The sequence below is a fragment of the Rhizobium sp. SG741 genome (assembly GCF_012275435.1).
Classification (GTDB): domain Bacteria; phylum Pseudomonadota; class Alphaproteobacteria; order Rhizobiales; family Rhizobiaceae; genus Rhizobium; species Rhizobium lusitanum.
In genome coordinates this window covers 40,404-58,008 of record NZ_JAAZQP010000003.1, presented here as the reverse complement: position 1 = coordinate 58,008, position 17,605 = coordinate 40,404, and the positions used below count along the sequence as shown (strand labels likewise).

The window sequence follows — 17,605 nt, the reverse complement described above, 5'->3', positions numbered from 1 at the left end:
TTTCAAGGATATGCATGGTTTCGCTCCTGGTTCGCACTTTCCAAACTATCGGCCAAACTATCGGCAAATTTTCCCTCATCGCCACGATCAGCACGGGTCTCATTGCCGGCGATGCGCTGGCGCAGCAGGCGGGGCCGACGCCCGGCAGTGCCAAGGCGATCTTCGGGGCTGTGACGCTGCCGACGCAGGGACCGACGCAATCGATCGGCTTTTATGCCAAGGGCTGCCTTGCCGGTGCCGTGGCGCTGCCCACCGACGGGCCGACCTGGCAGGCCATGCGCCTGTCGCGCAACCGTCGCTGGGGCCGGCCTGACATGATCGGCCTTCTCGAGCGCCTGTCACGCGATGCGGCAAAGCATGACGGCTGGCCGGGCCTGCTTGTCGGCGACATCTCGCAGCCGCGCGGCGGCCCGATGTTCAACGGCCATGCCTCGCACCAGATCGGCCTCGATGCCGATGTCTGGCTGACGCCCATGCCTCCGCGCAAGCTGACGGTCGCGGAGCGCGAGACCCTGCCCTTCACCTCGATGCTGGCGAAGGACAAGTTCCTGACCATCAACGACAGGGTCTGGACGCCGGCGCATGCCCGCCTGCTGATGCGCGCGGCCAGCTACCCGGAGGTTGAGCGCATCTTCGTCAATCCGGCCATCAAGAAAAAGATGTGCGATACATGGACCGGCGACCGCAGCAATCTCGGCAAGCTGCGCCCGGAATATGGACATGACTCGCATTTCCATATCCGTATCCGCTGCCCGGCCGGCTCGGTCGGCTGCACGCCGCAGGCGCCTGTTGCGGCCGGCGACGGCTGCGACAAGACGCTCGCCTGGTGGCTTGGCCCCGAACCGTGGGCAAAGCCGAAGCCCGACACGAAGCCGCCGGCAAAGCCCCGCGAGATCATGGTTTCGGATCTGCCCAGGGCCTGCCAGGCCGTGGTGGCCGCGCCGCCGGTCGCTTCCGTTCGTGCTGCCACCTATGGCGCCACCGGTATCGGCGCGTCCGCGGAAACGGAGACGATGCCGATCTCCGGCAACACGCCGCCCGGCCAGATCCCGCAGCAGTGAGGCTCGGATGGTCCTTGCCGGAGCGGCCTTTCAAAACGCCTCCCCTTGGTATAGAAGGCGAATAAATCGATTGAAAGTACTGGGTGGAGCAAGAGTTTTATGGCCGGCGGCAAAAGCATCGCGCTGATCGCGCACGATCAGAAAAAGGATGCGATGGCGGAGTTTGCGCGGCGTAACCAACCCGCCCTTGCCGATTGGCATATCGTCGCGACCGGCACGACCGGCAGCCGCGTGCTCGACGCCTGCCCTGATCTCAAGGTCACCCGCCTGAAAAGCGGGCCGCTTGGCGGCGACCAGCAGATCGGTGCGCTGATCGCCACCGGCGAGATCGACATGCTCGTCTTCTTCATCGACCCCCTCACCCCGCTGCCGCACGATGTCGACGTGAAGGCATTGACGCGGCTTGCCGTTGTCTACGACATTCCGATGGCGCTCAACGAATCCACCGCCGAGCGGCTGATCAAAACACTGAACCATTAATCCGCCTTGCCGGCGGCAGACCACGGACCTGGCCATGCCCGAGCTCAATCACAGCGATGCCCCCCTGCCTTTTCCGATTCTCATCGGCGATATCGGCGGAACCAATGCGCGTTTCTCGATCCTTGCCGATGCGAATTCCGAACAGGAGCATTTTCCTGTCGTGCAGACGGCGAATTTCGAGACGATCGACGATGCGATCAAGCTGATCCTCGAAAAGAGCAAGGTCCAGCCCCGCGCCGCGATCCTTGCCATGGCCGGCCCCGTGCAGGGCGATGAAATTCCGCTGACCAATTGCGACTGGGTGATCCGCCCGAAGACCATGATCGCCAATCTCGGCATCGAGGACGTGCTGGTCATCAATGACTTCGAGGCGCAGGCGCTGGCAATCGCCGACGTTGCCGACGAGCATCGCGAAACCATCGGTGAGACAGGGGACAGCGTGGCCGCCTCGCGCGCCGTTCTCGGACCGGGCACCGGGCTTGGCGTCGCCGGCCTGATCCACACCCAGCATCAGTGGATACCGGTGCCGGGCGAAGGCGGCCATATCGATCTTGGGCCGCGCACGGAACGAGACCTGCAGATCTGGCCGCATCTGGAAGCCATTGAAGGTCGCATCTCGGCCGAGCAGGTCATTTGCGGTCGCGGGCTGCAGAACCTCTATCATGCCATCTGCAAGGTCGACGGCGTCGAGCCGAGCCTGAAGGAGCCGGCCGATATCACCACCCATGCGCTTGCCGGCACCAATGCGCAGGCCGAGGAGACGCTGACACTCTTCGTCACCTATCTCGGTCGCCTTGCCGGCGATATCGCCATGATCTTCATGGCGCGCGGCGGCGTCTATCTTTCCGGCGGCATCTCGCAAAAGATCCTACCGGCGCTGCAGAAGCCGGAATTCCGCGCGGCCTTTGAAGACAAGGCGCCGCATACCGAAATGATGAAGACGATCCCGACCTATGTCGTCGTCAATCCGCTGGCTGCGCTTTCCGGCCTTGCGGCCTACGCCCGCAAGCCGTCGAGCTTCGGGCTTGCGACCGACGGCCGCCGCTGGCGGCCTTGATCGCTTCCAACAGCCGATGGCGCATCGAAACTACCGGCGCGTTATGCCTTTTTGAAGAAGCCGCCTTCCTCTATAATAAGGTCGGCTCCGAGATCGGCCTTAACCAGTGCCGCAGGCCATCCCTAGCCAAAGCCGTCCTAACTCTTTATAGAGCCGCGGCAGCATGTGCCGTGCGCGGCTCACTTGGTTTGAGACAGGAAACCGATTTTTGAAGTCGCCCAACACGAAAAAGACCGATATCGACAGCGAAGCCATTACCGTTGTCCTGAAGCGCGTTATAGCTGAAAACGGCCGTGATCATGTCTGGGGCTATTCGGTCGCAATCTTTTGCCTCGTTGTCGTCGCAGCATCCACAGCAATGATGGCCTTCGTGATGAGGCCGATCGTCAACGGAGCCTTCTACGAGCGCCGCGCCGAAGTCATGTGGCTGATTTGTCTTGCCATATTTGCGGCTTTTATAGCGCGTGGTTTTGCCGGCTATTTTCAATCGGTCATTCTGTCCAAGATCGGCAATGACATCATTGCTCGCTATCAACGGCGCCTCTATGCGCATCTGATGACGCTGTCGGTCGGTTTTTTCAGTGAAGCGCGCTCGGCTCAGATTGCCGCGCGGGTCAGCCAGAACGTTTCCGGCATCCGCGATGTGATGAACCTCGTCATCACGTCTACGGCGCGCGACTTTCTGTCATTCGTCTTTCTGCTCGGCAACATGGTCTATCAGGACCCATTGCTCAGCCTTATCTTTTTCGTTATTGCCCCACCTGTCTTTCTGGCCTTGCGCCACATCTCCAGGCGCCTGCGCGCCGTCACGCGCGAGGCGGTCGTTCTCAACAGCCGCGTGCTCGGCGCGATGCAGGAAACCATTCAAGGCATTTCCATCGTCAAAGCCTTCACGATGGAGCCCGAACTCGACCGCAAGATCAACAAGCTGATTACGGCAGCAGAGAATCGGCAAAACCGTATTGTTCGCATTTCCGAGCGTAACGGCCCGCTGATCGAAACGGTTGCCGGCTTTGCCGTCGCCGGTGTTTTTGCCTATGCCGCCTACCGTTCGATTTATGAAAATGTGCCGCCAGGCGCAGTGTTTTCCTTCATCGTGTCACTGCTTTTGGCTTATGATCCGGCCCGCCGCCTCGCGAAATTGCAGACGCAGCTTGAACGCGCGGTCGTCAATGCACGGATGATCTACGAACTGCTCGACATGGAGCCGCGCCAGCGCGATCTGCCCGAAGCCAAGGCGCTGGTTGTCACCGAGGCCCGCATCGAATTTCGCGGCGTCCATTTCGCCTATGGCGACGATACTGTTCTGGACGACGTGAGCTTCGTTGCCGAAGGCGGACAGACGACGGCGCTCGTCGGCCCTTCCGGCGCCGGCAAGTCCACCGTCATCAATCTCATTCCGCGCTTCTACGACCCGAAGGCCGGTAGCATCTTCATCGACGGGCAGGATATCAGCCATATCACCAAGCAGTCGCTACGCCAGCATCTCGCCTACGTCTCGCAGCAGCCCTATCTCTTCGAAGGCTCGATCCGCGACAACATCCGTTATGGCCGCCCTGACGCGACCGACGCGGAGATCGAAGAGGCAGCCCGCCTCGCTTACGCCCATGATTTCATCATGGCGCAGTCGCAGGGCTACGACACGCCCGTCGGCGAAAACGGCGTGACGCTTTCCGGCGGCCAGCGGCAGCGCCTGTCGATCGCCCGCGCGCTGGTGCGCAACGCGCCGATCCTCCTGCTCGACGAGGCGACCTCCGCGCTCGACACGGAATCGGAAGCGGCCGTGCAGAAGGCGCTGGACGAAGCCATGAGCGGCCGCACGGTCGTCGTCATCGCTCACCGCCTGTCGACCGTCGTTCGAGCCGAGAAGATCATCGTCATGCAGAATGGGCGTGTCGTCGAAGAGGGCAACCACGAGACGCTTGCGGAGGCCGACAATGGCCTTTACGCTCGCCTCAACAACCTTCAGCGGCCGGCCGTTTCCGGCAACTCCCGCAAATAAGACGATAGAGACGACATGAGCGACGATGCGATGAAGCTGGTGGTGGTTGGCGCGGCGGGCCGCATGGGGCAGGCTCTGATCCGCCTCATCCACGCCACCGAGGGCCTGACCTTGCATGCCGCCGTCGCGCGTCCCGGCTCCGTTTTCATCGGCAAGGATGCCGGCGAGATTGCCGGGTTGGGGCCGATCGGCGTTCCCGTCACCGACGATCCGCTTTCCGCCTTTCTGCATGCCGAAGGCGTCATCGATTTCACGACGCCGGCAACCAGCGTCACCTTCGCCGGGCTTGCCGCGCAGGCGCGCATCGTCCACATCATCGGCACAACGGGATGCACGGCCGAACACGAAGCCAAATTCCAGGCGGCGGCCCGCCATGCCCGCATCGTCAAATCGGGCAATATGGGCCTCGGCATCAACCTTTTGAGCGTGCTCGTCGAGCAGGCGGCACGCGCCCTTCCCTCCGCCGATTGGGATATCGAAGTGCTGGAGATGCATCACCGGCACAAGGTGGATGCGCCCTCGGGCACCGCGCTTCTGCTCGGCCAGGCCGCGGCCAAAGGCCGCGGCATCGATCTCGATGACAATTCCGTGCGCGTGCGCGATGGCCATACCGGCCCGCGTCCGGCTGGCACGATCGGCTTTGCGACCCTGCGCGGCGGCGGCGTGGTCGGCGATCACTCGGTCATCTTCGCCGGCGAGAGCGAGCGGCTGACCCTGTCCCACAGCGCCGGCGACCGTTCGCTGTTTGCCCGGGGCGCGCTGCAAGCCGCTCTCTGGGCGCGCGACAGGAAACCCGGCTTCTATTCCATGCTCGATGTTCTCGGGCTCTCCACACGTTGACCTGATCCTGGAGCGGAGCGGCATGGAACTGCCGATCCGCTCCAGCCTTTTATTGTCTCGCAATTCCGGACGGAAAACCGCTACACACTTTTCCTGGAATTGCTTCATTAAGGAGAAATTTTATGAGCGGTACTCTCGTCCTCGTTCGCCATGGCCAGAGCGACTGGAATTTGAAGAATCTCTTTACCGGCTGGAAGGATCCCGATCTGACCGCCCTCGGCATCGAGGAAGCCAAGACGGGCGGCAAGGCGCTCGCCGACTACGGCATCAAATACGACATCGCCTTCACGTCGGCCCTCGTCCGCGCCCAGCACACGCTGAAGATCATCCTTGATGAAATCGGCCAGCCCGGGCTCGAGACCATCAAGGATCAGGCACTGAACGAGCGCGACTACGGCGATCTCTCCGGCCTCAACAAGGATGACGCCCGCGCCAAATGGGGTGAGGAACAAGTGCACATCTGGCGCCGCTCCTACGACGTGCCCCCGCCCGGCGGCGAAAGCCTGCGCGACACCGGCGCCCGCGTCTGGCCCTATTATCTGACGGAAATCCTGCCGCGCGTGCTTGCCGGCAAGAACGTGCTGGTCGCCGCCCATGGCAACTCGCTGCGCTCTCTCGTCATGGTTCTCGACCGATTGAGCAAGGAACAGATCCTGGCGCTCAACCTCGCGACCGGCGTGCCGATGGTCTACAAGCTCAAGGCCGACTCCACCGTCGCCTCGAAGGAAGTCCTTGGCGACATGTCCGGCGCGCATTGAGCGTCATCTAAACTAGCTATCTCCGAAAAGCCCCTGGCCCTCTCCCCGTTTGACGGGGAGAGGGGACGACCTCTCTTGCGGCAAACTCTTGACTCTTATGTTGAGAAGCGACGGAGGGTGCGTCTTTCCCCTTCTCCCCGCCGGCAGGGAGAAGGTGGCCGACAGGCCGGATGAGGGGCCGCGCCCCAACCTCAATTCTCGATCGTGAAACGCACCCTGTCGGCGGCGAAGCGGGAGATCGAGTATTGGACCGGCACGTTGTCGAGATCGGTGTTCAGCGCCTGTGTGATCAGGACGATGGCGCCGGGAGATAGTTGAAGATCGGCGAGATCGCTCTCGTCGGCATGGGTCGCGGTAATCTCGGTGATGACGCGCACATAGTCCGGCACGCCAAGCTCCCGAAACGCCTTGGTGATCGATCCCGTCGCCCGGTAGATCTCGGCGATATTGCCAAACCGATCCGCCGGGAACCAACTGGTGGCGCGCGATACCGGACGGCGATCCGCTTGACCGAGCGTTTCCAGGCGCACGAGTGGCGTACCGGTCTTGATCTTGAGGTGCCGGGCCACCTCCGCGCTCGCTGCCTCGTCGCTCGTCGCAAGCAGGACGCTGCGGGTCTCGCGCACCTGATCGCCGATGCCCTGCGAGAAACGTGTCCGCTTCGAAATCGGGAAGCTCAGCCGCTCCTTGCGCTCGATCAGCGTACCGCGCCCCTGCACAGCCCTGACGATGCCTTCCTGCGCCAGCGCGGCGAGCGCGCTGCGAATGGTATGCCGGTTGACCCCGAACTGCAGCGCCAGCGTCGTTTCCGGCGGCACCATGCCGCTTTCGTCGAAGTCGCCGTGATTGATCGACATCCGTATTCGGTCGGCGATCTGCCGCCAGAGCGCCACGCCTGTCTGCCTTTGTATCCTCTGCCCTGCCATTTCGCCCACTCGCCCTGTCACACGCTTGTCACGACTCACTAATAGATATAAATCTATCTTGTATGGTTGTCTATATCAATAGACATTTAGAGGAAGGCGCGATGAATTCAGCACAAAGGCAGGAAGCAGCCGCACAGGAGCGTCGGGAGCGCAAACGTGTTGCCGATCTTCTGGCACAGGCCCAGCGCGACGAGCTCGACGCAGCCTGGGAAGCATTGCCGAGCAAGCCGACGGTACAGCCGGTGCGCGGACCGGAAACGGGGCTCGTCATGGTGCGCGGCCGCATCGGCGGCGGTGGTTCCCCCTTCAATCTCGGCGAGGTCACGGTGACCCGCGCCACCATCCGGCTGGCATCCGGCACCATAGGCCATGCGCATGCACTCGGCACGGATCGCGAAAAGGCACGGCTTTCGGCCATATTCGATGCCCTCTGGCAGCAGTCGGCCACCAAGGAATTCGTCGAGAAGGCGATCCTGCAGCCGGTCACCGAGCGCATCGCAGACTATGATCGCAAGCGCGCGGAGGAAACGGCCGCTACCCGCGTCGATTTCTTCACCATGGTTCGCGGAGAAGACTGATGAGCTTCACTACCTCCACCTTCGGCAATGATGCATTGATCGGCGGCTTCACCGACCCGGTTTTCGATGCACAGAGCGTCTTCAAGATGACGATGGACGCGATGGCGCGGCCGGGCATCCTGCAGACCGTGACAGCCGATATTGCACCGCCTGCCCCGCTTGGCATCGCTGCCGGCGCGATCGGGCTGACGCTTTGCGACCATGATACGCCGGTCTGGCTCTCCACCAGCCTTGGACGGTCGAGCCTGCCGGAATGGCTGAGCTTTCACACCGGCGCGCCCATCATCCAGGAACGGCTGGAAGCGATGTTTGCCTTCATCGAGGCCAGCATGGCGCTTTCCTCCTTCAACCAGTTCGGCATCGGCACCCAGGAATATCCCGACCGTTCGACGACGCTGGTGCTGGAAGTCGAAAGCCTTGAAGGCGGCAAGGATCTGGCACTTTCGGGTCCCGGCATCAACGGCGTCCATATGATCGCGCCCAGGGGCCTGCCGGATGCATTCCTGCGCATCTGGACCGACAATCGCGCGCTCTTCCCGCGCGGCGTCGATCTCGTTCTGACGGCCGGCCGGCAATTCCTTTGCCTGCCGCGCACCACCAAGATCACCGCGACGGAGATGTGACATATGTATGTTGCCGTAAAGGGTGGCGAAGCCGCCATCGCCAATGCTCACCGGCTACTGGCCGACCGTCGCCGCGGCGACCGTTCGCTGCCGGCTGTTGGCATCGACCAGATCGTCGCGCAGCTGGCGCTTGCCGTCGATCGCGTCATGGCCGAAGCCTCGCTCTATGACCGCACCTTGGCAGCCCTCGCCGTCCGCCAGGCACGCGGCGACATGATCGAGGCGATCTTCCTGCTGCGCGCCTATCGCACGACGCTGCCGCGCTTCGGCTATTCCCAGCCGCTGGACACGGTGGCGATGAAGATCGAGCGCCGCATCTCCGCCACCTACAAGGATCTGCCGGGTGGCCAGCTTCTCGGCCCGACCTTCGACTATACGCACCGCCTGCTCGATCCGAGCCTTCTGACCGACGAGCAAGTGGACGAGCCGATGCAGCGGCCGGCCGAAGAGGGCCGCGTCATGCGCGTTTCCGAAATTCTCGATCAGGAAGGGCTGATCGAAGGCGACGGCGTCATGCCGGTCGATCATGAAATCGGCGACCTGACGCGCGAGCCGCTGGAGTTCCCGATGACCCGCGACCTGCGCCTGCAGGCGCTCGCCCGCGGCGACGAAGGATTCCTGCTGGCGCTCGGTTATTCGACGCAGCGCGGCTACGGCCGCACACATCCCTTCACCGGTGAAATCCGCATCGGCGAAGTGGAAGTGGAATTCGAGGTGCCGGAACTCGGCTTTGCCGTGTCGCTCGGCCGCATCCAGGTGACCGAATGCCAGATGGTCAACCAGTTCAAGGGCTCCGCCAAGGTGCCGCCGCAGTTCACCCGTGGCTACGGGCTGGTCTTCGGCCAGAGCGAGCGCAAGGCCATGGCCATGTCGCTCGTCGACCGGGCGCTGCGCGCCGAAGAGCTTGGCGAAGACATCACGGCGCCGGCACAGGACGAGGAATTCGTTATCTCGCACTCTGACAACGTGCAGGCGACCGGCTTCGTCGAACATCTGAAGCTGCCGCACTATGTCGACTTCCAGGCCGAACTCGACCTGGTGCGGCGCATGCGCCGCGAATTCGAAGCCGCCCGTGACAGCGGCATGGACCCGATGACGGAGGCAGCCGAATGACCGAACTCGCCACCTATAATTTCGCCTATCTCGACGAACAAACCAAGCGGATGATCCGCCGCGCCATCCTGAAAGCGATCGCCATACCCGGTTATCAGGTGCCCTTCGCCTCGCGCGAAATGCCGATGCCCTACGGCTGGGGCACCGGCGGCGTGCAGCTGACGGCGGCCATCATCGGCCCGCAAGACGTGCTGAAGGTCATCGACCAGGGGGCTGACGACACGACAAACGCCGTCTCCATCCGCGCCTTCTTCCAGAAGGTCGCCAATGTCGCGGTGACCACCCGCACCGATGAGGCAACCATCATCCAGACGCGCCATCGCATCCCGGAAGCCAAGCTCGGCCCCAATCAGGTGCTGGTGTATCAGGTGCCGATCCCCGAGCCGCTGCGTTATCTGGAGCCGCGCGAGACCGAGACGCGCAAGATGCATGCGCTCGAGGAATACGGCCTTATGCATGTGAAGCTCTACGAGGATATCGCCCGCAACGGCCGCATCGCCACCACCTATGCCTATCCGGTCAAGGTCGCCGGACGCTATGTGATGGACCCGTCGCCGACGCCGAAATTCGACAATCCGAAAATGCATCTGTCGGATGCGCTGCAGCTTTTCGGCGCCGGTCGTGAGAAGCGTATCTATGCCGTGCCGCCCTATACCGAAGTCGTCAGCCTCGACTTCGAGGACCATCCTTTCGAGGTGCAGCGTTTCGACAAGCCCTGCGCCCTTTGCGGCGCCGAGCAGGTCTATCTCGACGAGGTGATCCTCGACGACAAGGGTGGGCGCATGTTCGTCTGCTCCGATACCGATTTCTGCGAGGACCGCCGCGCCCATGGCCATGTTGGCCCTATGCTGGCGCCAAATGGGCTCGCAGCCGATGGATTGCCTGATAGCAAGGAGGCCGCCGAATGAGCGACACACCGCTTCTGAAAGTCAAGGACATCTCGAAATTCTACGGCAGCCGCATCGGGTGCCGGGACGTGTCCTTCGATCTCTGGCCCGGCGAAGTGCTGGCCATCGTCGGCGAATCCGGCTCCGGCAAGACGACGCTGCTCAACTGCATCTCGACGCGGCTGCTGCCGACAACCGGCAGTGTCGAATATCATATGCGCGACGAGACCTATCGCGACCTGTTCCGCATGAGCGAGGCCGAACGGCGCTTCCTGATGCGTACCGACTGGGGCTTCGTGCATCAGAACCCCGCCGACGGCCTGCGCATGACGGTTTCGGCCGGCGCCAATGTCGGCGAACGGCTGATGGCGATCGGCAACCGCCACTACGGCAACATCCGCAACACGGCCATCGACTGGCTGGAGCGGGTCGAAATCGATGCCGACCGCATCGACGACCAGCCGCGCGCCTTCTCCGGCGGCATGCGCCAGCGCCTGCAGATCGCCCGCAATCTGGTGACCGGGCCGCGCCTGGTGTTCATGGACGAACCGACCGGCGGCCTCGACGTTTCGGTGCAGGCACGCCTGCTCGATCTCGTCCGCGGCCTCGTCAACGATCTCGGCCTGTCGGCGATCATCGTCACGCATGATCTCGCCGTCGCCCGGCTTCTGTCGCATCGCATGATGGTGATGAAGGATGGGTACGTCATCGAGCAGGGCTTGACCGACCGCGTGCTCGACGATCCGCGTGAACCCTATACGCAACTGCTCGTCTCTTCGATCCTGCAGGTCTGAGGAACTATCATGGCAACCCCACTCGTCGTTTCCGAAGTCTTCAAAAGCTTCATCATGCACCTGCGCGACGGCATCTGCCTGCCTGTCGTCGCCGACGTCTCCTTCTCTGTCGCCTCTGGCGAATGTGTCGTGCTCGGCGGCCCCTCCGGCATCGGCAAGAGCTCGCTGCTGAAGATGATCTATGGCAACTATGCCGTCGACAACGGCCAGATCCTCGTTACGCACAACGGCAAGATCGTCGATCTCGCCACCGCCGATCCCCGCACCGTGCTCGAGGTGCGCCGGCAGACCATGGGCTATGTCAGCCAGTTCCTGCGCACGGTGCCGCGCGTCCCCGCCCTCGATGTCGTCGCCGAGCCGCTGCTGGCCCGCGGCGTCGCACCCGCTGACGCCCGCGAAAAGGCGGCCGGCCTGCTTGCGCAGCTAAACCTGCCGAAAGAGCTTTGGCAGTTGCCGCCTGCCACCTTCTCAGGCGGCGAGCAGCAGCGCGTCAATATCGCGCGCGGCTTCATTACCGACCACGCCATCCTTCTGCTCGACGAACCCACAGCCTCGCTCGACGCCAAAAACCGAGCCGTCGTGGTCGACATGATCGAACAGAAGAAACAAGCGGGCGTCGCCCTTCTCGGCATCTTCCACGACGAAGAGGTGCGCGAAGCCGTCGGCAGCCGCATCCTCGATGTTTCGCAATTTTCGCCGAGAAAGGCCGCCGCATGAGCCGCAAGCTGGGCGAAACGCCCTTCATCAGTGCCTCGGCCAGCGTTAGCAAATCGACGCTCGGCCGCTATACCGAAGTGTCCGACCGCTGCCGCATCGATGAAACCGAGCTCGGCGACTATTCCTACATCATGCAGGACGGCGCCGTCTGGTGCACGACCATCGGCAAATTCGTCAACATCGCCGCTGCCGTGCGCATCAATGCCACCAATCATCCGACATGGCGGGCAACGCTGCACCATTTCACCTACCGTGCCGCCGACTATTGGCCGGATGCCGATATGGAAACGGACTTCTTCACCTGGCGGCGCGATCATCGCGTCGTCATCGGCAACGATGTCTGGATCGGCCATGGCGCCACCATCCTGCCTGGTGTCAAGGTCGGCAACGGCGCTGTTATCGGCGCGGGTGCTGTTGTCTCCAAGGATGTCGCTCCCTATGCGATCGTCGGCGGCGTACCCGCCAAGCTGATCCGCGAGCGCTTCACCGCCGAGGTCGGAGCGCGTATGGATAAGCTATCCTGGTGGGATTGGGATCACGATCGCCTTCGCACGGCGCTTGCCGACTTCCGCGCCCTTTCCGGCGAAGAATTTCTGGATCGCTACGGCGCCTGAGGACGCTTTCCGCCCACATCGGGCTTGCATGGGGCCGACAGGCGATCCAGCCTCGGGCGATCTGTCCAGCCCGAGACCAAGGGAGGCTTCTCTTCATGGCAAAGCAGTTTTCCAGCATCGATGACCGGCTGCGCGATTTCATCGCGCGGCAACACATCTTCTTCACGGCATCCGCGACCGCGAATTCCCGTGTCAATGTTTCGCCGCGCGAAACGCTGTGCCTGCGCATCATTTCCCCGAACACGGCCATCTACCTCGATCGCACGGGCAGCGGCAACGAAACGTCGGCCCACATGAAGGCCGACGGCCGACTGACCATCATGTTCTGTGCGATGGAAGGGCCACCGATGATCCTGCGTCTTTACGGCCGCGGCAGGATCATGCATCGGGCATCGCCAGAATACCGGGAATTGCTGCATGACCACTACGCCGGAGACGAGCCGCTGGGCGCACGGCAGATCGTTTGGCTGGACATCGATCTCGTGCAGACGTCCTGCGGTTTCGGCGTGCCGCTGTTTTCCTATGAAGGCGAAAGACCAAGCCTCGATCAGTGGGCCAAGGCCAAGGGGCCTGATGGTATTGAGGAATACCGGCGCGAGAAGAATACCCTTAGCATGGATGGTTTGCCGACGGGTTTGTTTGACGGCTAAAAGTAACCAAATCCGTCAGCCGGCTAATCATATCGAATAGCCGCCGATTGTAACAGCACTTACACAAAACTGACATTGGAGCTTCACGAAGCGAGACTAATGCGTTGCCTTGTGCTTGGCGCGCGCCCCTTGAAACTCACTTCGAGGCAAGGGTGTGCGCCCGTTCATAGCGTCGGATCGAATGCATTTTGCCGATCCAGGGCAGCCGCGAAAGGGAAGCTTCATGTTCGAACTCAGGAATGTCTCACGCCGGTTTGGCAACAAGCTCGCTGTCGATTCCGTGACTTTGGACATTCCGCAGGGACAGATGGTCGGCGTCATCGGCCGCTCCGGCGCCGGCAAGTCGACGCTGCTGCGCATGATCAACCGCTTGGCCGACCCGAGCTCCGGCTCCATCCATTTCTCCGGCGTCGAGGTCTCCAAGCTCAGAGGCCGTGCGCTGCGCAACTGGCAGCGCGACTGCGCCATGATCTTCCAGCAGTTCAATCTCGTTCCCCGCCTCGACGTGCTCACCAACGTCATGCTCGGCCGCCTCAATCAGCGCTCGACCGTCATGAGCCTCCTTTCCGTCTTCACCCGCGAAGAGCGCATCGAAGCCATCGCGGCGCTGGAGCGCCTCGGCATTGAGCAGACGGCACTGCAGATGGCCGGCACGCTTTCCGGCGGCCAGCAGCAGCGCGTGGCCATCTGCCGCGCCCTCATGCAGCAGCCGAAGATGATGCTCGCCGATGAGCCGATCGCCTCGCTCGACCCACTCAATGCCAAAATCGTCATGGACGCGCTGCGCGACATCAACGAGCGCGAAGGCATCACCGTCATCACCAACCTGCATACGTTGGATACGGCCCGCAACTATTGCGAACGCATCATCGGCATGGCGGCCGGCCGCGTCGTCTTCGACGGCAAGGCGGCTGATCTCACGGCTGCAGCCGTCAAGGAAATCTACGGAACCGACAAGGACGGCGCCGGCATCGACGAAACCATGACGTCGACATCAATCAATTTCGCCGATCCGGCCGCGCAAGCCGCGGCCAGCGAATCTGCCGGCCCGCAACCGCTGGCACTGGCCGGTCTCTGAGAGAGGCAGCCGGGATCGAGAGCCCGCGTCAAGGGCACATTTTTCTAGACCGAAGGCATCCGGGGACACCGGTTAATCAGGAGACGAACCCAATGTTGAAGAAGACCCTTCTCGCAGCCACGGCGCTTCTCGCGCTCGTTGGCGGCGCTGCCGCTCAAGACCTCAAGGAATTCCGAGTCGGCATTCTCGGTGGCGAAAACGAAGCCGACCGCCTGCGCAACTATGCCTGCCTCTCCGACCACCTGAAGAAGGAATTCGGTTTCGAGAAGGTATCGCTGTTCCCGGCCGCCGACTATGACGGCGTTATCCAGGGCCTGCTCGGCGGCACGCTCGACTTCGCCGAACTCGGTGCGTCCGGCTACGCAGCCGTCGCCATCAAGGACCCGAAGGCCGTCACCCCGATCCTGACCACGCAGCAGGCAGACGGCTCGACCGGCTACTACTCGATCGGTCTCGCCCTCAAGTCTTCCGGCATCAAGAACATCAAGGATGCCAAGGGCAAGAAGCTCGGCTACGCCGATCCGGACTCGACGTCTGGCTATCTCGTTCCGCTGACGCAGATCCCGAAGGACACGGGCGCTCCAAACGACAAGTTCTTCGCCTCGACGCAGTTCAACGGCGGCCACGAGAACAACCTGCTCGCCGCTTATGACGGCAAGGTCGACGTCGCCGTCGACGACTCCTCGGGCCTCGGCGATTTCAAGGACGGCTACACCTCCGGCACGTTCCGCAAGGAAGTCGACAAGGGCGCCGTCGACCCGAACAAGCTCGTCGAAGTCTGGCGTTCGCCGCTGATCCCGAACGGCCCGCTCGTTGTCCGCAACGCGCTCGGCGACGCATGGAAGACCAAGCTGACCGACTTCTTCCTGAAGCTCCCGACGACCGACGCCAAGTGCTTCTCGGCTATCGAAGGCGGCGACTTCAAGGGTTACGTCAAGGTCACCCCGGACTTCTACAACGCCGTTATCGACGTTCGTAAGGCTGCCATCGGCGGTTGATCCGCATTCTGAATACGGGGCGGCCGGCAACGGCCGCCCTTTTGCTATCACAAGGGCAGAATTCATGACGATTGCCGATACGCAGCTGAAGATGCAAGCAGCGCCGCAGAGCGCTCGGGATATCGGCGACGCCTGGAGCAAGATGGTGGCGCGGCGCCGCCTCTATACCGGCATCGGCCTGCTCATTCTGTTTGTTGCCTTCGTCAGTTCCGTCCGCTTTGCGGACGAAAGCAATGCCGGCCACTTCTTCGACCGTCTACCGCATCTCTTCGACTTCCTGAGCTGGCTCATCCCCAAAGACTGGGCCGATGTCTACCGTGCGCTCTTCGATCTGCCGAGCCCCAACGGCGCCAATGGCGTCGGCGGCGAGGAATTCAACTTCCCGCTTGGCCGAGTCTATGTCTGGGGCGATTTCTATATTCCCGAATATTTCGAGCTGATGATCATCACGATCAACGTGGCGCTCGTGTCGACCATCATCGGTTTCGTCTTCGCGCTGCCGCTCAGCTTCCTTGCCGCGCGCAACCTGTCGCCTTCCAAGCCCATCCGCCTGGTGACGAAGCGGGTCATGGAATTCCTGCGTGCCTTTCCGGAGATCGTCATCGCCGGCCTGTTTTCGGCGATCCTGTCGATCGGGCCGATCGCCGCCATCATCGCCGTCGGCCTGCACACGATCGGCGCGCTCGGCAAGCTGTTCTACGAAGTCGCCGAGAATATCGACATGAAGCCCGACGAGGGCATGCGGGCCGTCGGCGCGAGTTGGACGGAGCGCGTCCGGTTCGGCGCCCTGCCGCAAGTGATGCCGAACTTCATGTCCTATGCGCTGCTGCGCCTCGAGATCAACGTTCGCGCCTCCACCATCATCGGCGCCGTCGGCGGTGGCGGTATCGGCGAGGAGCTGAAACTCTCGATCTCGCGCGGCTTCGGCGCCAAGACCGTGGCGCTCGTGCTGCTGCTCTTCGTGACCATCATCGCCGTCGACCAGTTTTCCGCATGGCTCCGCCGCCGTCTCGTCGGCGAACATGCCTTCCTTTTGCAGCATTGAGGTTCCCATGTCCGTCATCGACGCCGGCCGTATGCAGGAAATCGAAGCGCGCTACCCGGAGATCCTTCACCGGTCGTTCCGCCAGCGCTTCGGCGCGCTGATGATCTTCATCGGCGTGATCCTCTATGGCTTCTATGCGGTGTGGTTCTTCGACCTGCCGAAAGTCATCGCGGAAGCGCATTGGGAACGCGTCGGCATCTATCTCAGCGAATGGATCAGCTATGACGTCCAGCCGGAATTCCGCATCTCCGGCGACAAGATCACCATCAAATATCCGCGCTTTTCGCCTCTGGGCGACAACCCCAACCCGGATTGGGTGAAGACCGCGCCCGACGGCAGCATGACCGTTTCGGTCAGCGGCACCAGCCGCATGGTCACGATCACCAAGACGCAGGCCATCGTGACGGCGCATGGCGTGACCATCCCGATCGATATCACCGGCGACATGCCGAAGATCGTCGGCTCACAACCCGTTCCCAGCTGGATGACCGTCTATGACGATAATATCCTCGCGAACATGGGTTTTGCCGGCGACGTCAGCATTTCCACGGACCGCGTGAAGATCCGCAAGCGTTTCATCGGCTGGGCCAATTTCGTCTTCGATACGCACTCGCCCTTCTTCGACAAGCCGGCCAGCGAAGTCATCAGCCTGATCGTTTCCGGCCCGCGGCTTGAGCCGGACCAGTCCAACCTCTCGCTGGCCTTCGACAATATCTGGAACAACGGCGCCTGGCAGCATGGCGATGTCTGGACCAAGCTCTTCCAGACGATCGTCATGGCCTTCCTCGGCACGTTGCTCGGTTCGCTCGCGGCCTTCCCGCTCGCATTCCTGGCCGCCCGCAACATCACGCCGAACCGGCTGCTCAATCAGGTGCTGAAGCGCTTCTTCGATTTCCTGCGCTCGGTCGACATGCTGATCTGGGCGCTGTTCCTGACCCGCGCCTTCGGCCCCGGCCCGCTCGCCGGCAGCGGCGCGATCTTCCTCACGGAGACCGGCACGCTCGGCAAGCTCTATTCCGAAGGTCTCGAGAATATCGACAACAAGCCGCGTGAAGGCGTGAAGTCCACCGGCTCGTCGATGATCCTCGTGCATCGCTACGGCATCGTACCGCAGATCGTCCCCGTCATCGTCAGCCAGACGCTCTATCAATGGGAATCCAACGTGCGCGGCGCGACCATCATCGGCGCCGTCGGCGCGGGCGGTATCGGCCTGAAGCTCTGGGAAGCGATGCGCACCAACGCCAACTGGGAGAACGTCGCCTACATGGTGTTGTTGATCCTGCTCGTGGTCTTCCTGTTCGACGCCGCGTCCAACGCTCTGCGCTCGCGCCTGATGGGCACACGCGTCAAATAAAAAGCCCGATATAAATCGAAACGCATCATC

General features: G+C 62.4%; 19 protein-coding genes. 18 read left to right on the top strand and 1 reads right to left on the bottom strand.

From position 1 onward, the window contains the following. Nucleotides 1-14: 14 nt before the first annotated feature. From mepA to FHT29_RS08690, 6 genes are all read left to right on the top strand, one after another. Entirely contained in the window at nt 15-1,061 is a 1,047-nt protein-coding gene (gene mepA / locus FHT29_RS08715) for a penicillin-insensitive murein endopeptidase (RefSeq protein WP_047559919.1), read from the top strand. A gap of 99 nt (nt 1,062-1,160) precedes the next feature. After that, the gene (locus tag FHT29_RS08710; RefSeq protein ID WP_047559916.1) at nt 1,161-1,541 is read left to right on the top strand and encodes a methylglyoxal synthase; all 381 of its coding nucleotides are present in this window, start codon (nt 1,161-1,163) and stop codon (nt 1,539-1,541) included. A gap of 34 nt (nt 1,542-1,575) precedes the next feature. After that, nucleotides 1,576-2,598 carry a glucokinase gene (locus FHT29_RS08705; protein WP_047559914.1) on the top strand — a complete coding sequence of 341 codons (1,023 nt, stop codon included), beginning with the start codon at nt 1,576-1,578 and terminating at the stop codon, nt 2,596-2,598. Between the two features lie 208 nt (nt 2,599-2,806). Continuing rightward, complete coding sequence (locus FHT29_RS08700; protein ID WP_037200353.1) at nt 2,807-4,600, top strand: ABC transporter ATP-binding protein; 1,794 nt, start codon at nt 2,807-2,809, stop codon at nt 4,598-4,600. 15 nt (nt 4,601-4,615) lie between these two features. Next, a complete protein-coding gene (gene dapB / locus FHT29_RS08695; RefSeq protein ID WP_047559912.1) occupies nt 4,616-5,440 on the top strand; it encodes a 4-hydroxy-tetrahydrodipicolinate reductase in 825 nt (274 codons plus the stop codon). A 122-nt stretch (nt 5,441-5,562) separates the two neighbouring features. Then, entirely contained in the window at nt 5,563-6,198 is a 636-nt protein-coding gene (locus FHT29_RS08690) for a 2,3-bisphosphoglycerate-dependent phosphoglycerate mutase (protein ID WP_037200350.1), read from the top strand. A 191-nt stretch (nt 6,199-6,389) separates the two neighbouring features. Here FHT29_RS08690 and phnF read toward each other — a convergent pair whose 3' ends face one another. Next, nucleotides 6,390-7,124 (bottom strand): phosphonate metabolism transcriptional regulator PhnF, encoded by a 735-nt coding sequence (gene phnF, locus FHT29_RS08685; RefSeq protein WP_168599586.1) that lies wholly within the window; start codon nt 7,122-7,124, stop codon nt 6,390-6,392. 101 nt (nt 7,125-7,225) lie between these two features. Here phnF and phnG point away from each other — a divergent pair, with 101 nt between their 5' ends. From phnG to phnE (FHT29_RS08625), 12 genes are all read left to right on the top strand, one after another. After that, nucleotides 7,226-7,702: a phosphonate C-P lyase system protein PhnG gene (gene phnG, locus FHT29_RS08680; RefSeq protein ID WP_047560075.1), complete on the top strand. Its 477-nt coding sequence runs from the start codon at nt 7,226-7,228 to the stop codon at nt 7,700-7,702. Beyond that, a complete protein-coding gene (gene phnH, locus FHT29_RS08675; RefSeq protein WP_047559910.1) occupies nt 7,702-8,325 on the top strand; it encodes a phosphonate C-P lyase system protein PhnH in 624 nt (207 codons plus the stop codon). The genes phnG and phnH overlap by 1 nt, the downstream gene beginning before the upstream one ends. A 3-nt stretch (nt 8,326-8,328) precedes the next feature. After that, nucleotides 8,329-9,438 carry a carbon-phosphorus lyase complex subunit PhnI gene (locus FHT29_RS08670; RefSeq protein WP_092576004.1) on the top strand — a complete coding sequence of 370 codons (1,110 nt, stop codon included), beginning with the start codon at nt 8,329-8,331 and terminating at the stop codon, nt 9,436-9,438. Beyond that, a complete protein-coding gene (locus FHT29_RS08665; RefSeq protein ID WP_037200344.1) occupies nt 9,435-10,346 on the top strand; it encodes an alpha-D-ribose 1-methylphosphonate 5-phosphate C-P-lyase PhnJ in 912 nt (303 codons plus the stop codon). The genes FHT29_RS08670 and FHT29_RS08665 overlap by 4 nt, the downstream gene beginning before the upstream one ends. Continuing rightward, nucleotides 10,343-11,119 carry a phosphonate C-P lyase system protein PhnK gene (gene phnK / locus FHT29_RS08660; RefSeq protein ID WP_037200343.1) on the top strand — a complete coding sequence of 259 codons (777 nt, stop codon included), beginning with the start codon at nt 10,343-10,345 and terminating at the stop codon, nt 11,117-11,119. The genes FHT29_RS08665 and phnK overlap by 4 nt, the downstream gene beginning before the upstream one ends. 9 nt (nt 11,120-11,128) lie before the next feature. Continuing rightward, nucleotides 11,129-11,836, top strand: a complete 708-nt coding sequence (phnL, locus tag FHT29_RS08655) for a phosphonate C-P lyase system protein PhnL (protein WP_037200342.1) — start codon at nt 11,129-11,131, stop codon at nt 11,834-11,836. Then, nucleotides 11,833-12,450 carry a DapH/DapD/GlmU-related protein gene (locus FHT29_RS08650; protein ID WP_037200341.1) on the top strand — a complete coding sequence of 206 codons (618 nt, stop codon included), beginning with the start codon at nt 11,833-11,835 and terminating at the stop codon, nt 12,448-12,450. The genes phnL and FHT29_RS08650 overlap by 4 nt, the downstream gene beginning before the upstream one ends. A gap of 95 nt (nt 12,451-12,545) precedes the next feature. Beyond that, nucleotides 12,546-13,100, top strand: a complete 555-nt coding sequence (locus FHT29_RS08645) for a pyridoxamine 5'-phosphate oxidase family protein (protein WP_168599585.1) — start codon at nt 12,546-12,548, stop codon at nt 13,098-13,100. 223 nt (nt 13,101-13,323) lie between these two features. After that, the gene (gene phnC / locus FHT29_RS08640) at nt 13,324-14,178 is read left to right on the top strand and encodes a phosphonate ABC transporter ATP-binding protein (RefSeq protein WP_047560072.1); all 855 of its coding nucleotides are present in this window, start codon (nt 13,324-13,326) and stop codon (nt 14,176-14,178) included. Nucleotides 14,179-14,270: 92 nt separating this feature from the next. After that, complete coding sequence (phnD, locus tag FHT29_RS08635) at nt 14,271-15,176, top strand: phosphonate ABC transporter substrate-binding protein (protein WP_168599584.1); 906 nt, start codon at nt 14,271-14,273, stop codon at nt 15,174-15,176. A 64-nt stretch (nt 15,177-15,240) separates the two neighbouring features. Further along, nucleotides 15,241-16,221: a phosphonate ABC transporter, permease protein PhnE gene (gene phnE, locus FHT29_RS08630; RefSeq protein ID WP_168599583.1), complete on the top strand. Its 981-nt coding sequence runs from the start codon at nt 15,241-15,243 to the stop codon at nt 16,219-16,221. A 7-nt stretch (nt 16,222-16,228) separates the two neighbouring features. Beyond that, the gene (gene phnE / locus FHT29_RS08625) at nt 16,229-17,575 is read left to right on the top strand and encodes a phosphonate ABC transporter, permease protein PhnE (protein WP_168599582.1); all 1,347 of its coding nucleotides are present in this window, start codon (nt 16,229-16,231) and stop codon (nt 17,573-17,575) included. The last annotated feature ends 30 nt before the right edge of the window (nt 17,576-17,605 follow it).

Excerpts from the sequence above, each read along its gene's own strand:
- phnH (WP_047559910.1), top strand. The coding sequence starts at position 7,702 with ATGAGCTTCACTACCTCCACCTTCGGCAATGATGCATTGATCGGCGGC.
- dapB (WP_047559912.1), top strand. The coding sequence starts at position 4,616 with ATGAGCGACGATGCGATGAAGCTGGTGGTGGTTGGCGCGGCGGGCCGC.
- phnF (WP_168599586.1), bottom strand. The coding sequence starts at position 7,124 with ATGGCAGGGCAGAGGATACAAAGGCAGACAGGCGTGGCGCTCTGGCGG.
- phnD (WP_168599584.1), top strand. The coding sequence starts at position 14,271 with ATGTTGAAGAAGACCCTTCTCGCAGCCACGGCGCTTCTCGCGCTCGTT.
- FHT29_RS08665 (WP_037200344.1), top strand. The coding sequence starts at position 9,435 with ATGACCGAACTCGCCACCTATAATTTCGCCTATCTCGACGAACAAACC.
- FHT29_RS08645 (WP_168599585.1), top strand. The coding sequence starts at position 12,546 with ATGGCAAAGCAGTTTTCCAGCATCGATGACCGGCTGCGCGATTTCATC.
- FHT29_RS08710 (WP_047559916.1), top strand. The coding sequence starts at position 1,161 with ATGGCCGGCGGCAAAAGCATCGCGCTGATCGCGCACGATCAGAAAAAG.
- FHT29_RS08670 (WP_092576004.1), top strand. The coding sequence starts at position 8,329 with ATGTATGTTGCCGTAAAGGGTGGCGAAGCCGCCATCGCCAATGCTCAC.
- FHT29_RS08705 (WP_047559914.1), top strand. The coding sequence starts at position 1,576 with ATGCCCGAGCTCAATCACAGCGATGCCCCCCTGCCTTTTCCGATTCTC.
- phnG (WP_047560075.1), top strand. The coding sequence starts at position 7,226 with ATGAATTCAGCACAAAGGCAGGAAGCAGCCGCACAGGAGCGTCGGGAG.
- phnE (WP_168599583.1), top strand. The coding sequence starts at position 15,241 with ATGACGATTGCCGATACGCAGCTGAAGATGCAAGCAGCGCCGCAGAGC.
- phnE (WP_168599582.1), top strand. The coding sequence starts at position 16,229 with ATGTCCGTCATCGACGCCGGCCGTATGCAGGAAATCGAAGCGCGCTAC.
- mepA (WP_047559919.1), top strand. The coding sequence starts at position 15 with ATGGTTTCGCTCCTGGTTCGCACTTTCCAAACTATCGGCCAAACTATC.
- phnL (WP_037200342.1), top strand. The coding sequence starts at position 11,129 with ATGGCAACCCCACTCGTCGTTTCCGAAGTCTTCAAAAGCTTCATCATG.
- FHT29_RS08650 (WP_037200341.1), top strand. The coding sequence starts at position 11,833 with ATGAGCCGCAAGCTGGGCGAAACGCCCTTCATCAGTGCCTCGGCCAGC.
- phnK (WP_037200343.1), top strand. The coding sequence starts at position 10,343 with ATGAGCGACACACCGCTTCTGAAAGTCAAGGACATCTCGAAATTCTAC.
- phnC (WP_047560072.1), top strand. The coding sequence starts at position 13,324 with ATGTTCGAACTCAGGAATGTCTCACGCCGGTTTGGCAACAAGCTCGCT.
- FHT29_RS08690 (WP_037200350.1), top strand. The coding sequence starts at position 5,563 with ATGAGCGGTACTCTCGTCCTCGTTCGCCATGGCCAGAGCGACTGGAAT.